Source organism: Amycolatopsis kentuckyensis (assembly GCF_041679295.1).
GTDB lineage: Bacteria > Actinomycetota > Actinomycetes > Mycobacteriales > Pseudonocardiaceae > Amycolatopsis > Amycolatopsis kentuckyensis_A.
In genome coordinates this window covers 83415-99252 of record NZ_JBGDMD010000003.1, presented here as the reverse complement: position 1 = coordinate 99252, position 15838 = coordinate 83415, and the positions used below count along the sequence as shown (strand labels likewise).

Below are 15838 nucleotides of genomic sequence, written 5' to 3'. Positions count from 1 at the left end.
CCACCCCGGGCGGGTCTCGCCGCCCCCAGGGCCGGCGAGACCCGCTCCCCCGCCTCAGCGGGTCAGTGGTTCACCTTGAACCACGGCTGTGACCAGCCGAGGTAGGTCTGGCCCCACTTGCTCTTGATCTGCGCGATCGTCGTCTCCGTGTACGTGCCCGCGCCGTTGATGTCGTTCGACAGGAACTTGCCGCCGCCGATGGAGATCATCGTGTGGCCCGCGCCGCCGTTGGAGAAGAACGCCAGGCCGCCCGCCGGGACGTCCAGGCTGCCCGGGTGCTTGTACTGGCTGGGGATCTGCGTCCAGTGCACGTACGCCGTGGTCGAGCCGCTCGCGGTGAAACCGTAGTTCTGGGCGTTGATGCGGTCGCACCAGCCGTCGTAGGACGAGTCGTAGTTCGTGTGGACCCGCGACTTCGCCTTCGTGACCGCCTGGGCGCACGTGTTCGGGTCGCCCAGCCCGGAGGTCGAACACACGTCGGCCGGGACGGTCGGCACGTCGGTGCAGTCCGGCGCGATCCGGCCGTCGGAGCCGGTGTAGACGTAGGTGTCGGTGATGTAGCCGCCCGGCACGTGGTCCCAGATGTTGCTGGTGCCGTACTTCCCGGTGACCGTCTCGCCGGTGGTCTGGCAGTCGATGTCCACGGCGGTGCCGTCGGCGACCGTGCCCGCCGAGGCCGCGCTCGTGCTCGGCGCCGAGCGCACGGTCAGCGGCGCGCCCGAGTCGGTGTGCACCGTGCCCGTCGCGGCCAGGGCCGGGGTGGCGCCGACCAGCACGATCGACGCGGCGATGCCGACGACGCCCGCCGCACGCTTCCCGATCCGAATTCTCATTTGTCCGTCCTCCAGTCGTGGTGTGCGGACAGAATGGCGCCCGGCGATACAAGCCCCGTACAAAAGCCGGGGCGGCGTCTGGAGATGCGGCAAAAAGGACGAAGCCCCGCCGGAAGCGGGGCTTCGTCGTGAAAGAACTCAGGCCAGGTACTCGGCCGCCGCGCGCAGGCTCACGTAGGAGCCGCTGAACGTGTCGATCCGCGGCCCCGCACCATCCGGCGGCCCGGGCACTCCCGTCTCCACCCGGATGAAATCCACAGTGGACAACGCGGCCAGCAGCTCGCGCACCCGCGGGTGCCGGTGCGCCTCGCGGGTGACCACGACGACGCTGCGGACCTCCCGCGCCGCTTCCAGGACCTCGGCGACGTCGTCCGGGGTCGCGGTGAGCGTCCGCGTGCCCGGCAGCAGCTCGGCCAGGTGCGCGCCGAGGCCCCACGGCATCGGGCCGGCCGCGATGGTCGGCTCGGTCTGGACGTCGACCACCAGCGGCGGCCCGTCCAGCCGAGGCTCACCCTGGACGCGCAGTGCCTTGCGGGCCGCTTCGAGGCCGAGCCGCCGGTCCACCGGGCCCACCGCCGCCGGTGCCGGGTCGGTGCCCAGCGCGGCCGTCCGCGAAGCCGCCTCCGCCAGCCGCTCCAGGGGCAGCTCCCCCGCCGCGACCGCGGCCACGATCGCCGACACGCAGGCGTCGAGCGCAGGAGCTTCGAACGCCGCGCCACCGAGGCACAGCGCGTCCGCTCCCGCGGCCAGCGCCCGGACGGCGGAACGGCCGAGGCCGTCGTGCCGTCCGTAGGCCCCGGACACCGCGCCCATCTCGAGCGCGTCGGTGATGACCGCGCCGGTGAAACCCAGCTCGCCACGCAGGACATCGGTGAGCGCGACCCGGTTGAGCGTCGCCGGCTCGTCGCCCCAGGCCCGGACGACCAGGTGCCCCGACATCACCGAGCGCACGCCGGCCCGGATCGCCGCGGCGAACGGGACCAGCTCGATCTCCCGCAGCTCTTCGACGGTCCGCGGCAGCACCGGCAGGGCCACGTGCGAGTCCTCGGTCGCCGCGCCGTGGCCCGGGAAGTGCTTGGCGCAGGCCGCGACGCCGTACTTCTGCAAGCCCGTCACGTACGCCGCGACGTGCGGTGACGCCTTCGCCGGGTCGGACCCGAACGCCCGGACGCCGATGATCGGGTCCTCGGCCGCCAGGGTCAGGTCCGCGCACGGCGCCAGGTTCACCGTGACGCCGCAGGCCGCCAGCCGTTCGCCGAGCGCGGCGGCGACCGCCGTGGTCAGCTCCGGGTCGTCGGCCGCGCCGAGCGCCAGCGGCCCCGGCACGAACGAGCCGGTGTTGACGTCGAGGCGGGTGACGTCGCCCCCTTCCTCGTCGATGCCGACGACCACGCCGTCCCGCTCGCCGCGCAGCTGCGCGGTGAGCGCCGCGACCTGCTCGTCATCGACGACGTTGCGGCCGAACAGCACCACCCCGCCGAGGCCTTCGGCGACGCGTCTGCGCAGCCAGTCCGGCGCGGTCGTCCCGGCGAACCCGGGCAGGAGGACGGCTTCGGCGAGCTTCTCGGCGGATGTCACCGGCTACCCCTTCACCGCGCCGGCGGCGACGCCGGCCACGAGCTTGCGCTGCACGATCAGGAAGAACACCAGCGCCGGGACCGCGTAGATGACCGACGCGGCCATCACCCCGCCCCAGTCGGTCGCGAACGCCGTGCGGAACGACGCCAGCCACACCGGCAGCGTCTCCTTCGGCTTGTCCCGGATGAACACCAGCGCGAACAGGTACTCGTTCCACGCCGTGATGAAGCTGAACACCGACGTCGTGACCAGGCCCGGCCCGAGCAGCGGCAGCGTCACCCGGCGGAACGCGCCGGTCTGGCTGCAGCCGTCGATCATCGCGGCCTCCTCCAGCTCGTACGGGATCCCGTTGACGAAGCCGTAGAGCATCCAGACGGTGAACGGCAGCGTGGTCGCGAAGTAGATCAGCAGCAGCGACGGCAGCGTGTTGAGCAGCCCGGCGTCCCGCATCAGCAGGAACAGCGGGATGAACAGGGCCGACACCGGCGCCAGCTGCGCCACCATGACCAGGACCAGGAAGCCCTTGCGGCCGGTGAAGCGCAGCCGCGAGAGCGGGATGGCCGCCAGCGTCCCGGCGATCAGCGCGCAGAGCACCGACCCGACCGTGACGATCAGGCTGTTCATCAGGTAGACCGGGAAGTTGTCCTTGCCCAGCGCGGTGGCGAAGTTGCCGAACGAGAACGACGTCGGGATGAGGTCGTACTTGGGCGAAAGGATCTCGCCGGGTGTGCGCAGCGACGTGACGAACATCCAGTACGTCGGGAAGACGATCAGCAGCGCCACGATGACGCCGATGACCGACAGCACGATCCGCTGCGACAGCGGTTTCCTCACTTCAGATCACCTTCCGGGGTCCGGACCAGCAGCTGGATGTACCGGCCGGTGATGAGCGCCAGCACGATCAGCATCAGGGTCGCGATCGCGCCCGCCGCGCCGAAGTGGTTGCCCGCGATGCCCTTGAGGTAGAGCACGACGGCCAGCGTGGTGCTCCCGCCGTCCGGGCCGCCCTCGCGGATCGCCCAGATCTGGGCGAAGGCGTTGAAGTCCCACAGCACCGACAGGAAGGTCACCATCGTGGTGATCGGCCGGATCGCGGGCCAGGTGACCGCGCGGAACGTCTGCCACGCGCTGGCGCCGTCGATGCCGGCGGCCTCGTACTGCTCGCGTGGCACGCCGATGAGGCCCGCGTACAGCGAGAACGTCACGAACGGCACGGCCTGCCACACGATGAGCAACCCGATCACCGTCAGCGTGCTGGGTCCGCTGGAGAACCACGAGAACCCGATGAAGCTGTGGAACCCGAGCCGGTCCAGGGTCTTGTTGAGGATGCCGTACTGCTCGTCGAAGATCCACTGGAACACCGTGGTCGTCGCGATCACCGGGGTCGCCCAGGCGAGCACCAGCGTGACCTGCAGGATGATCCGGACCACCGGGTCGAGGTGGCGCATGAGCACCGACAGGAGCAGGCCGCCGAGGATGGTGGCGGCCACGATCGACGCCGTGAAGACGAGCGTCCGGACCGTGATCGTCCAGAACTCCGGGTCCGAGAGCGTGTTCGTGTAGTTGTCGAAGCCGATCCAGATCGTCTTGCCGGAGATCAGCTGGCCGATGTCGAGCTTGCGGAAGCTGATCGCGAGCACCTGGACCAGCGGCCAGGCGAGGAGCACGAGGATCGCCGCGAGAGCGGGGAGGAGCAGCAGGTACGGGAGCACCCGGTCGCCGAACCGGCCCTGCCTGCGCTTCTTGGCCCGCGCGTCGCGCGGCGATGCCGGCGGGGTCGCCCCCGCCGGCATCGTCACATTCGCGGTCGCTGTCATCCGCCGATGAGCTTGTTCAGCGCTGCGTTGGCGTCGGCGGTCGCCTGGTCGAGCGTCTTCTTGCCGGTGAGGTACGCGGTCAGCATGTCCTTGACCGGGTTCTGGCCGGACTCCACGTCACCCCACTTCGGGCTGGCCGGCACGGCCTTGCCGTTGGCCGAAGCCTTGGCCATCACGCTGCCCAGCGGGTCCTTGTCCAGGCCGGTGAGGTCGGTCGACGTGCCGGGCACGACGCCGGCGGCGGCGAGCTGGCTCTGGTACTTCGGGCTGGAGAGCAGCTTGATGTACTCCTTGGCCGCGGCCGCGTTCTTGCTGTTGGCCGGGATGGCCAGGTTGGAGCCGCCCAGGAAGACCGGGGCGCTCTGGCCGGCGTTCTTGCTCGGGATGGCGAAGGCGCCGGTCTTGGCGGTCAGGCTCGCGTCGGTCTTGGCCGCGGTGGCCAGCTCCCACGGGAGACCGATCATCATGGCCACCTTGCCGGCGCCGTAGACGGTCGCCTGCTGCGGCTTGGCCTCGTCGGCGTCCTTCGGGGCCTTGGTGCCGGAGGTGTCGACGAGCTTCTTGTAGAAGTCGAGACCCGCCTTGGCACCGGCGCCGTCCAGCGTCGCCTTGTAGTTCTTGCCGTCGGCCTGGGCGATGTCACCGCCGTTGTCCCAGATGAACGACAGCAGGGCGTACCAGTTCTGGCCCGGCATGTAGAGCGCCTGGAAGTCGGGGTCGGAGCCGAACTTCGTCTTCAGCTTGGTGATCGCGTCGAGCCACTCGTCGTTCGACGTCGGCGGCTTGGCGATGCCCGCCTGCTCGAACATGTCCTTGCGGTAGATGACCTCGCGGTTGGCCGCGTAGAACGGGACGCCGTAGACCTTGCCGTCGTAGGTGCCCGAGTCGGCGAGACCCTTGAGCCACTGCGCGCCGTTGAAGCTGTCCTTGTCCGCGGTCAGGTCGGTCAGCACGCCGTCCTGCGAGGCGAACGCCGCGGTCTGCGTGTTGCCGATCTCGATGACGTCCGGCGGCGCGCCGCTGGCCAGCGCGGTGGTCAGCTTCTGCTGGATGCCGTCCCACTGCTGGACTTCGTACTTGACCTTGACGCCCGGGTGGGCCGCCTCGAACTCCTTGTTCAGCGCGTCGGTCAGCGAAGCCGGCGCGGAACCCGTCATCAGCCAGACCGTGACGTCGCCGGTGATCTGCGCCGGAGCGCCGCTCGACGACGCGGCCGTGTCGGTTCCGCCGGAGCCCGCGCAGCCTGCGGTCGCGAGCGTTACTGCGGCGGCGCCCGCCGCCAGCTTGAGCCAGCGTTTCACTCGATGCCGTCCTTCCCTGCCCGGCCACCGTGGCCGAGCGCCCCAAATGGTGTAGACCAATGTTGGGGTTAGAGTGGTACGTACCACAGGCGGTGTCAAGGCGGTTGCCGGAACGTTGTAAACGCACCGGGGAGTTGTACGCCGAGTAGCCGAGCGGTTACCGGGGACTGACGAACGGGCGGCGGAAGTCGTCCTGATAGGAAGGTGTCCGGGCCGTTTTTCACCGCAGGGAAGCCGAAAAGCCGGGCGACCCCGCGCGGGCGGCACGACGAAAACCGCCCCGGGAAAGGTTTCCCGGGGCGGCGGTCACGCGCGTCGCGTGAATCCCGCTGATCACACGGCCGTTGTCGCGGGTGCCCCGGTGTCCCGGCGTGCGCGGTGGGCGGCCATCCGCACCGGGGCGTTGGCCACGCCGTACCCGCGGTACCCGCCGATCCGCTGCACGACCTCGAAGAACACCCGGGCCCCGGCCAGCGCCGTGTAGAAGTGCAGGAACTCGCCGTGGGCGTCCCGGTCGTAGAGCACCGAGTGCTCCCGCAGGCCGGCCAGCCGCTCGGGCGGCAGGTCCAGGCGGGCTTCGAGGTCGTCGTAGTAGTTGGCCGGGATCGCCAGCAGCGGCGCGCCCGCCGCCCGCATCGCCGCGGCCGCCGCGAGCGCGTCCGCGCAGGCGAACGCCACGTGCTGCGGTTCGGGGACCGCCGGCGCCCATTCGCCGCGCCGGACCAGGGCGCTGTCCAGCGTCAGCCGCACCTCCCCCGCCGCCACCGCGCGGCTGCGCACCAGCCCGAACGGCGCCGCGAACTCGGCCACCGGGGACGGCGTCAGCCCGAACACCGACCGGTAGAACAGCGCCGCCTCGTCGAAGTGGTCGAAGGGCTGGGTGAGCGCCACGTGATCGATGCCGAGGATCCCCGCCCCGGCCGCCGTTTCGCCGGTGTGCACGAAGTCGTCGCGCCAGTCGTCGCCGCAGAGGAACACCTGCGTGCCGTCCGGTGCCGCGACCGAGGCCAGGTCGGCCTCGCGCGGGCCGCGCACCCGCGGCAGGACCGGCGCGAGCAGGGCCTCCGCCCGGCGGGCCGACCGGGCCGGATCGGTGCTGGCCAGCGCCACCGCGCCGACGGCGCCGTGCGCCGCGCCGCCCTCGTTGACCACCACCCGGGCCTCGCCCTGTTCCCACAGCTCGACCGGCTTGGTGCGGTGGACGCCGGTGCGCGCGAACCCGAGCGACGCCAGGACCTTCCCCGCGCCCGGGTCGGTGACGACCTCGGCGAACGCGTGGCCGGTCAGCGCGGGCGCGGCCGGCACGTCCCGGACGCCGAGCGACTCCTGCAGCGCCAGCAGCGACCGCATGGCGTCGACCGCGGCGGGGCGCGGGTCGGCCTGCCGGTACACGTCGTTGAAGACTTCGAGCGACAGCGGGCCGCGGTAGCCCGCGGCCAGGACGTGCCCGGTGAACGCCGTCAGGTCGAAGTCGCCCTGGCCGGGGAAGAGCCGGTGGTGGCGGCTCCACGGCAGGACGTCCATCGGCAGCTCGGGCGCGTCGGCGAGCTGCAGGAAGAAGATCTTGTCGCCGGGGATCGCGCGGATCGGCGCCGGGTCGTGGCCCTTCGACAGGATGTGGAAGCTGTCGAGGCACACGCCGAGGGCGGGGTGCGCCGCGCGGCGCACGATGCGCCACGCGTGTTCGTAGCCGCTGACGTGCCGGCCCCAGGCCAGCGCTTCGTACGCGATCCGCAGTCCCCGCTCGTGGGCGGCGTCCGCCAGGGCGTGCAGCTGTTCGGCGGCGAGCTCGTCGTCGTCGATCGCGTCCGGTGAGACGGACGAGCAGACCAGCACGGTGCCGGCGCCCAGCTCGGCCATGACGTCGAACTTGTGCCGCGCGCGGCGGAGGTTGGCCGCGTGGACGTCCGGCGGGACGGCTTCGAAGTCGCGGAACGGCTGGTAGAGGTCGATCGAGAGGCCGAGGTCCGCGCAGCGGCGGCGGATTTCGGCCGGACCGGACGGTGAGACCACCAGGTCGTTCTCGAACAGCTCGACGCCGTCGAACCCCGCCGCGGCGGCCGCGGCGAGCTTGTCCTCGAGCGTTCCGGAGAGGCAGACGGTGGCGATCGCGGTGCGCGGTTCAGACGGCACGGGCGGCCTCCCCTTCGAGGGCGTCGAAGTGGCGCAGCATCCGCGCCGGGTCCGGCTCGACGCCGGTGAACAGCCGGAACGACTCGGCGGCCTGCAGCACGACCATGCCGCCGCCGTGCAGCACGCGGCAGCCGCGGGCGCGGGCTTCGGCCAGCAGCGCGGTCTCCAGCGGGCGGTAGACGATGTCGGCGACCCACAGCTCCGGCCGCAGGTACTCCGTCGGGAGCGGCGAGCCGGGGTGGGCGGCCATCCCGGTCGGGGTCGCGTGCACCAGGCCGTCGGCGCGGTGGACGGCGTCGAGGCCGCCGGTGTCCGCGCGCCCGGCGCCGAACCGCTGCCGCAGCGCCTCGACGAGCTTCGCGCTGCGTTCGCCGTCGACGTCGTGGACCGTGAGCCGGCCGGTGCCGAGGGACAGGAGCGCGTGTGCCACCGCGGCGCCCGCTCCCCCGGCGCCCAGCAGGACGACCTCGTCCATCCGGACGTCGGGCAGGCCGCGGGTGAGGCTGCGGGCGAAGCCGGTCGCGTCGGTGTTGTGCCCGATCGCGCGGCCTCCCTCGAAGACGACGGTGTTGACCGCGCCGAGCGCGGCGGCCTCGGGCGACAGGTCGTCGAGGTGCTCGCACACCAGCTGCTTGGCCGGGTGCGTGACGTTGAGGCCGTCGAACCCGGTGAGCCGGGCCGCGGCCAGCACTTCGGCGACCGGCCGGCGCAGCGCGTCGAGGTCCAGCAGGCGGTAGACGTAGCGGAGGCCGAGCTCGTCGGCCTCGCGTTCGTGCAGCGCCGGGCTGGCGGACGGCCCGATGCCGGTGCCGACGAGTCCGATCAGGTAGCTGGTCACGCGGTCGCCCTCCGGATTAATGTACGAACTAGTACGTTCACGGTAGCGCGGCACGTGGTCCGGGGGAAGGGCTGGGCTAGAGTGGGGCCGTCGACCTGCAGCGGAAGGAGCCCGGTGGCCGCACCATCGTCGGAGGCCGAGCGCCAGCGCGACAAGGACCGCACGCGCGCCGACATCCTCGCGGTGGCCACGCGGGAGTTCGCGGACAAGGGCTACACCGGCGCCCGCGTCGACGAGATCGCCGCCCGCACGAGCACGACCAAGCGGATGATCTACTACTACTTCGGCGGCAAGGAACAGCTGTACATCGCGGTGCTGGAGAAGGCGTACTCGACGATCCGGTCGCTGGAGCGGCAGCTCGACGTCCAGCACCTGGACCCCGAGGACGCGCTGCGGCAGCTGGCCGCGCTGACCTTCGACCACCACGAGGCGAACCCGGACTTCATCCGGCTGGTCAGCATCGAGAACATCCACAACGCCGAACACCTGGCGCAGTCGGAGATCCTGGCCGGGCTGGCCGACCCGGCGCTCGGCGGGCTGACGGTGGTCCTCCAGCGCGGCCGCGCGGCCGGCCGCTTCCGCGACGACGTCGACCCGCTCGACGTCCACATGATCATCAGCTCGTTCTGCGTGTTCCGGCTGGCGAACCGCCACACGTTCCAGGCGATCTTCGGCCGCGACATGCTCGACCCGGCCCGGCGCGAGCACTACCGCACGATGCTCGGCGACCTGGTGATCGACTACCTCACCGCCTGACCGCCGGCTTTGCCGAGCCGCGTCGCCGGTCCGCGTCCGCCGTCGCGGCAGGCGCCGAGCGACGTGCGGCGGCCCCGAAACCGCCTCTTGACACCCGGGGCACGGTCTCGCACTCTCTATTAACTAACTAGACCGTACATTGCTTCCCCGCCGACTCTGAGCAACGAAGCACGGACGTCAGGAGCTCATCCCCGTGACCGGATCGATGCCCCGCAAGGCGGCGCTGGCCGCCTGGATCGGCAGCGCGCTCGAGTACTACGACTTCTTCATCTACGGGACCGCCGCCGCGCTGGTGTTCAACAAGGTCTTCTTCCCCGCTTCCTCCCCCGCGACCGGCACCCTGCTGGCCCTGGCCACCTTCGGCGTCGGCTACCTGGCCCGGCCGGTGGGCGCGTTCGTCCTCGGCCACGTCGGCGACCGCTTCGGCCGCAAGCGCGTCCTGGTGTTCACGCTGCTGCTGATGGGCGTGGCGACGTTCGCCGTCGGCTGCCTGCCGACCTACGGGTCCGTGGGCGTGCTCGCGCCGGTCCTGCTGGTCGTTCTCCGGCTGCTGCAAGGACTTTCGGCGTCCGGCGAGCAGGCGGGCGCCAACTCGATGTCGCTCGAACACGCCCCGGAACGGCGGCGCGCGTACTTCACCAGCTTCACCCTGAGCGGCACGCAGGCCGGCCAGATCCTGGCGACGGCGATCTTCCTGCCGGTCGCCGCGCTCCCCCAGAGCGACCTGCTGACGTGGGGCTGGCGGGTGCCGTTCTGGTGCAGCGCGGCGGTCGTGGTGGTCGGGTTCGTCATCCGCCGCAAGCTCGACGAGACGCCGGTGTTCGAACGCACCGACGTCGCGAAGCTGCCGGTCGCGGTGCTGTTCCGCCACCACTGGGCGGACGTGCTGCGCGTGGTCGTCGCGGCGACGATCGCCTCGGTGAGCACGATCTTCACGGTGTACGCGCTGAGCTACGCGGTCAACACGATCGGCCTGGCCCGCACGCCGATGCTGTGGGTCGGGGTGCTCGCGAACGTCGTGGCGCTGGGGGCGATCCCGCTGCTGGCCGGCCTCGCCGACCGGGTCGGGCGCAAGCCGGTGTTCATCACCGGGTGCCTGCTGTGCGGGGTGCTGATCTTCCCGTACCTGTGGTCGATCTCGATCGGCTCGTACGCGCTGCTGTTCGTGCTGGGCATCGTGCTCTTCGGCGTGGCGTACTCCGGCGTCAACGGCGTCTGGCCGTCGCTGTACGGCGAGATGTTCACCGCCCGGGTCCGCCTGTCCGGCATGGCGATCGGCACGCAGATCGGCTTCGCGGTGGCGGGCTTCGCCCCGAGCGTGGTGGCGGCGATCGGCTCGGCCAAGGAGGACTGGCTGGGGGTCGCGATCTTCACGGCAGCGGTCTGCGTGGTGGCGGCGGCCGCCGCGGCGACGGCGCGGGAGACCTACCGGGTGCCGACGGCGGAGCTGGGCCACCGGGCACCGGTGCCGTCGTCAGCGTCCACTGTGGTCGCTTCCGCCGTGGACGGCTGAGGACAGCGCTCGCCGCCCGGGTGAGAGTCGTGCGGCGAACGGGTGAACCGCCGGGAATCCGGGCGACGATCGGCGGTCCCGGACCGACTGGGTGCGTAAGCCAGTCGGTCCGGGAACCGGGAGAACGATGAAGTCAGCTTGGCAAGTCCGCGCGGGTAGGCAAGGCGAGCGCGACCAGGAGTCCCTCGCCGAAGGTCTGGCGATCGTCGGCTGGGGCGGCGTTCCCGCGCTCGGCGGGTTCGGCGACAAGGGAGCGCTCAAGGCGGGGCTGCGGGAGTGCTACCCGCACCGGTCGGCGTCCGTGATCGGGAACTGGGCCGGGCAGCTGTGGCGGTTCTACCGGGAGATGAGCGAGGGCGACCTCGTCGTCATGCCGCTCAAGAACGTCCGGAAGTTCGCCATCGGCGAGGTCACCGGGCAGTACCACTACCGCCCCGGCGCGACCCCCGAGTGCCGGCACGCCCGGCCGGTCCGGTGGCTCCGGACCGACATCGACCCCGGTGAGTTCGGCCCCGACCTGCGCGGCAGTCTCGGCTCCCTGCTCACCGTCTGCCGGCTGAGCCGCCACGACGCCGCCCGCCGGATCGCCGAAGTCGCGGCCGGCCGGCCGGATCCGGGCTGGCAGCACGCGTCGGCGAACGTCGATCCCGACGCGACCCGGGCCGACCTGTGGGAAGCCGTCGAGACCGGTGCGGCGCCGGTGACGCTGACCGTCCGGAACCTGCTGGGCATGTGGGACTACCGGCGGCGCACCGCGACTTCCCTGGTGACCGTCCAGTCCGAGCTGGCCGAGCACGGCGTCACGACCAGGCCGCCGTTCACCACGGTCCGGATGGACGCGGCCGTCGAGCTGGTGCCCGTCGCCGACGAGCCGGGCACGGCGGACCCGGAGGCACCCGACGTCGAGGTCCCGGACGAGCTGCCCACCAAGTGGATGGTGCGCGCCGTCCTGCCGGACGAGCCGGCCGTCGAGGCCGTCACGGCCGGGAGACCGCTCGCCACCGCGGTGACGCTCATGCTGGCCAAGAACTACTCCCAGCTGGCGGTCACGGACGAGGACGGGTTCTGCGTCGGCGCGGTCAGCTGGGAGTCCATCGGCCGGGCCCGCCTGGCGAACCCCGCGCCGACGTTGCGGGACGCCACCACCCAGGTCCGGGTGATCGACTTCGACGACGAGCTCTTCGAGCAGATCGACGAGATCTACCGGCACGGCTTCGTCTTCGTCCGGGGCGAAGACCGCCGGAAGCTCATCGGCATCCTGACCGCCAACGATCTCGCCCGGCAGTTCGGCACGCTCGCCCGGCCGTTCTCCCTGCTGGAAGAAGCCGAGCTGCGGCTTCGCCGCCAGACCAAGCGAAACCTGCCCGAGGACCTGCTCGACCGGGTCACGCCCCGGTGGGCGAACGGGAACCCGACCTTCGGCAACTACGTGCGGCTCTTCGAGGAACAGCACCACTTCGCCATGCTGAAGTGGCCGCTCGACCACCAGGCGTTCCTCGACCTGCTCAAAGAAGCGCGCCGGATCCGCAACGATCTCATGCACTTCTCCGGCGACGAGGTCCCGAAGCAGGACCTCGCCGCCATCGAAGGGTTCTGCGCGACGATCAAAGCCGTCGACCAGTAGGCGCGCTCAGGGCTTGGGTGCCGCCTCCGGGGCCTTCACCCGCTCCAGCAGCAGCTGCGCCACGTCGCGGACGTCCACGTTCTCCGCCTTCTGCTCGCTCTGCCGCTGCACCAGCCCGTCCGTCAGCATCACCCGGCAGAACGGGCACCCCGTCACGATCGTTTCCGCGTCTGTCGCGATGGCTTCGTCCACGCGCTCCAGGTTGATGCGCTTGCCGATCTGCTCCTCCATCCACATGCGCGCACCCCCCGCTCCGCAGCACAGGGCGCGATCCGCGTGGCGGGGCATCTCCGCCAACGTCGCGCCCGTCGCGCCGACCAGCTCGCGCGGCGGGGTGTACACCTTGTTGTGGCGGCCCAGGTAGCACGGGTCGTGGTAGGTCACCCGCGGGCCGTCCTCGACCGGCTTGACCGGGGTCAGAAGGCCGCCGCGGACCAGGCGGTTGAGCAGCTGCGTGTGGTGGACCACCTCGTAGTGCCCGTCCAGGTCCGGGTACTCGCGGCCGAGCGTGTTGAGGCAGTGCGGGCACGTCGTGACGATCTTGCGCAGCTTCGGCTCGCGGCCCTCGAACACGGCGTTGAGCGTCTCCGCCGTCTGCTGGGCCATCATCTGGAACAGGAACTCGTTGCCCGCCCGGCGCGCCGGGTCGCCGGTGCACGACTCTTCGTTGCCCAGCACCACGTACTTGACGCCCGCGATGTGCAGCAGCTCCGCCGTCGCGCGGACCGTCTTGCGGGCCTGGTCGTCGAACGCGCCCGCGCAGCCGACCCAGTAGACGTATTCGACGTCGTCGGCGAGCTCGCCGTCGAACACCGGGACGTCGAAGCCGAGGTCCTTCGTCCAGGCCAGCCGCTCGGAGTTGTTCTGGCCCCACGGGTTGCCCTTGGTCTCCAGGTTCTTGAACAGCCCGCCCAGCTCGGTCGGGAACGCCGACTCGATCATCACCTGGTAGCGGCGCATGTCGACGATGTGGTCGACGTGCTCGATGTCCACCGGGCACTGCTCGACGCACGCGCCGCACGTGGTGCACGACCACAGGACGTCCGGGTCGATGACGCCGCCGTCGGCCTCCGGGCCGACCAGCGGGCGCGCCTCCTCGTGCTCGGTGCCCGCGAGGATGTAGGGCGCCTCCTCGAACAGGTTGTCGCGCAGGTTCATGATGACGAGCTTGGGCGACAACGGCTTCCCGGTGTTCCACGCCGGGCACTGCGACTGGCAGCGGCCGCATTCGGTGCACGTGGCGAAGTCCAGCATGCCCTTCCACGTGAAGTCGCCGATCTTGCCGCGGCCGAACGTGTCGTCCTCGCCCGGGTCCTCGAAGTCGATCGGCTTGCCGCCGGACTCCATCGGCAGCAGCGGGCCGAGCGCGTCCGGCAGCCGCTTCGCCGAGACGTTGATCGGCGCCACGAAGATGTGCAGGTGCTTGGAGTAGAGCACGATCGACAGGAACACGAGCATGACGCCGATGTGCAGCAGCAGGCCGACCGTCTCGAGCACCTCGGTCGTCGAGTGCCCGAGCGGTTCCAGGAGGTTGCCGACACCGAGTGAGACGTACGCGCCGTTGTCGTACGGGAAGTTGCCGGACGCCGAAGACGCGCCGCGGAAGAAGAACATCGTCCAGACGACGTTGAAGATCATGATCAGGATCAGCCACGCGCCGCCGGTGTGCGAGCCGTAGAAGCGGGACGCGCGGTCCTTGCGCTCGGGGGCGTTGCGGATCCGGATCACCGTGAACACGCCCAGCGAGACGGCCACCGCGACGGCGATGAAGTCCTGCAGGAAGCCCAGCACCGCCCAGTGGCCGATCCACGGGATCGCGAACTTCTCGTCGAACAGCGCGCCGTACGCCTCGAGGTACACCGAAGCGAGGATCACGAAGCCCCAGAACGTGAAGAAGTGCGCCAGGCCGGGCACCGACCACTTCAGCAACTTGCGCTGGCCGAACACCTCGCGCACCTGCGCGAAGAGCCGGGCACCCAGGTCGTCGGACCGCTTGGTGTCCGGTTGGCCGGCCTTGATCAGCCGGTACAGGAACGCCACCCGCTTGCCGGCGACGGCGAGGCCGACGACGGTCATGAGCAGGCCGAGGATGAGACGAACGAGCACGAGTCCTCCGTGACGTGCTGGAAGGAACGGCTCAGTGCGAGCCGGTGTAGTACCGGCACGCCTTGCACGCGTACCGCATCTTCGCGACCCGCCAGTGTTTCCGGTACAGATCGAGGTCGGCCGACCGGCGGACGCCGAGGCGCTGGTAGCGCCCGGGACGGCGGCGGCCGGTTTCGTACTGTTCGGTGGCGCGGCCGAGGTGGGCGCGCCGCAGCACGCACCCCCGCGTCCCGCACCGGCCGAGCGCGCCGCGGCAGAACCGGTGCAGCAGCACCAGTTCCCCGGTGACTTCTTCGACCACGCCGTAGCCGGGGTGCGCGCCCGGTCCGGTGAGCCGCACCGGCAGCCCGCAGTACCCGCACTTGAGGGTGCAGGAGAGGCAGCCGGCGATGTGCCTGAGCCGCAGTTCGCGCCGGTCTTCGGAGCCGGGTCCTCGGACGCGCGACGCCATAGAGCCTCCCGGAACGACTGTGATCGGCACCACTGTCTGCTACTGGAGGGTAATGACGAGATCACTTCGCGCGACAGGACCGAACAGCCTAGTTACATTGCTCCGTTCAGCGTAAAAATCGAGGCAAGGTAGACCTTACTGTCCGTATGTCGAACGCTCAACGCCGCAAATCGCACGTTCGGCCCTGCTGCGGCGGGCGTGTCCCCCGCCACAATCCGGGCATGACCTTCCACCCGGTCCCCTACCGCCCCGCCCGGCTGCCCGACGACGAAGCGCTCGCCCAGGCCGCCGCGCTGCGGCAACGGATGGAGGCGCGGCGCTCGGTCCGGATGTTCTCCTCCGACCCGGTCCCCGAACGCGCGGTGCTCGACGCGATCGCGGTGGCTTCCACGGCACCCAGCGGCGCGCACCAGCAGCCGTGGACGTTCGTGCTCGTCACCGATCCCGAGGTGCGCCGGCGGCTCCGCGAAGCCGCCGAGGCGGAGGAGCGGATCTCCTACGACGGCCGGCTCGGCGAGGCGTGGCTCGACGCGCTGCGACCGCTGGGCACCGACGCGGTGAAGCCGCACCTGACCGACGCGCCGTACCTGATCGTCGTGTTCCAGCAACGGTTCGCCCTCGACGACGACGGCGGCGTCCGCAAGCACTACTACGTCGACGAGTCGGTCGGCATCGCGGTCGGCATGCTGCTGACGGCGTTGCAGGTGGCCGGGCTGGCGGCGTTGACGCACACGCCGTCGCCGATGCGGTTCCTCGGCGAGCTGCTCGGCCGGCCCCGCAACGAAAAGGCGTTCGCGGTGATCCCGGTCGGCTACCCCGCCGACGACTGCGTGGTGCCGGACCTGCGGCGCAAGTCCCTCGACGAGGTACTGGTCCGGATCTGAACCC

The 15838-nt window shown here is 71.0% G+C and carries 13 protein-coding genes; 4 read left to right on the top strand and 9 right to left on the bottom strand.

Features of this window, described 5'->3' with window-relative positions:
• Positions 1-62: 62 nt before the first annotated feature.
• The 7 genes from ACERZO_RS12190 to ACERZO_RS12160 all read right to left on the bottom strand — a co-directional run bounded on the left by ACERZO_RS12190 (position 63) and on the right by ACERZO_RS12160 (position 8500).
• Positions 63-833 (bottom strand): hypothetical protein, encoded by a 771-nt coding sequence (locus ACERZO_RS12190; protein WP_372664708.1) that lies wholly within the window; start codon positions 831-833, stop codon positions 63-65.
• A gap of 138 nt (positions 834-971) precedes the next feature.
• Positions 972-2411 carry a glycoside hydrolase family 3 protein gene (locus ACERZO_RS12185; protein WP_372664707.1) on the bottom strand — a complete coding sequence of 480 codons (1440 nt, stop codon included), beginning with the start codon at positions 2409-2411 and terminating at the stop codon, positions 972-974.
• A gap of 3 nt (positions 2412-2414) precedes the next feature.
• Entirely contained in the window at positions 2415-3245 is an 831-nt protein-coding gene (locus tag ACERZO_RS12180) for a carbohydrate ABC transporter permease (RefSeq protein WP_372664706.1), read from the bottom strand.
• Positions 3242-4228: a carbohydrate ABC transporter permease gene (locus tag ACERZO_RS12175; RefSeq protein WP_372664705.1), complete on the bottom strand. Its 987-nt coding sequence runs from the start codon at positions 4226-4228 to the stop codon at positions 3242-3244. The genes ACERZO_RS12180 and ACERZO_RS12175 overlap by 4 nt, the downstream gene beginning before the upstream one ends.
• Complete coding sequence (locus ACERZO_RS12170) at positions 4225-5529, bottom strand: sugar ABC transporter substrate-binding protein (RefSeq protein WP_372664704.1); 1305 nt, start codon at positions 5527-5529, stop codon at positions 4225-4227. The genes ACERZO_RS12175 and ACERZO_RS12170 overlap by 4 nt, the downstream gene beginning before the upstream one ends.
• A 333-nt stretch (positions 5530-5862) precedes the next feature.
• Complete coding sequence (locus ACERZO_RS12165; protein ID WP_372664703.1) at positions 5863-7662, bottom strand: sugar phosphate isomerase/epimerase and 4-hydroxyphenylpyruvate domain-containing protein; 1800 nt, start codon at positions 7660-7662, stop codon at positions 5863-5865.
• On the bottom strand, positions 7652-8500 hold the full coding sequence (locus tag ACERZO_RS12160; RefSeq protein ID WP_372664702.1) for a shikimate dehydrogenase: 849 nt from the start codon (positions 8498-8500) through the stop codon (positions 7652-7654). Before ACERZO_RS12160 ends, ACERZO_RS12165 begins: the two co-directional genes overlap by 11 nt.
• A gap of 114 nt (positions 8501-8614) precedes the next feature.
• Here ACERZO_RS12160 and ACERZO_RS12155 point away from each other — a divergent pair, with 114 nt between their 5' ends.
• From ACERZO_RS12155 to ACERZO_RS12145, 3 genes are all read left to right on the top strand, one after another.
• Entirely contained in the window at positions 8615-9256 is a 642-nt protein-coding gene (locus tag ACERZO_RS12155) for a TetR/AcrR family transcriptional regulator (RefSeq protein WP_372664701.1), read from the top strand.
• Positions 9257-9449: 193 nt separating this feature from the next.
• On the top strand, positions 9450-10769 hold the full coding sequence (locus ACERZO_RS12150) for an MFS transporter (RefSeq protein WP_372664700.1): 1320 nt from the start codon (positions 9450-9452) through the stop codon (positions 10767-10769).
• A gap of 127 nt (positions 10770-10896) precedes the next feature.
• Positions 10897-12393, top strand: coding sequence for a CBS domain-containing protein (locus ACERZO_RS12145; protein ID WP_372664699.1), 1497 nt, complete (start codon positions 10897-10899; stop codon positions 12391-12393).
• Positions 12394-12399: 6 nt separating this feature from the next.
• On the opposite strand, the gene ACERZO_RS12140 is transcribed toward ACERZO_RS12145, so the two are convergent.
• Together ACERZO_RS12140 and ACERZO_RS12135 are read right to left on the bottom strand one after the other, a co-directional pair.
• Positions 12400-14499, bottom strand: a complete 2100-nt coding sequence (locus ACERZO_RS12140) for a (Fe-S)-binding protein (RefSeq protein ID WP_372664698.1) — start codon at positions 14497-14499, stop codon at positions 12400-12402.
• A 31-nt stretch (positions 14500-14530) separates the two neighbouring features.
• A complete protein-coding gene (locus tag ACERZO_RS12135) occupies positions 14531-14950 on the bottom strand; it encodes a hypothetical protein (RefSeq protein ID WP_372664697.1) in 420 nt (139 codons plus the stop codon).
• A gap of 221 nt (positions 14951-15171) precedes the next feature.
• Between ACERZO_RS12135 and ACERZO_RS12130 the strand changes: the two genes are divergently transcribed.
• Entirely contained in the window at positions 15172-15834 is a 663-nt protein-coding gene (locus ACERZO_RS12130; protein WP_372664696.1) for a nitroreductase family protein, read from the top strand.
• Positions 15835-15838 lie beyond the last annotated feature (4 nt).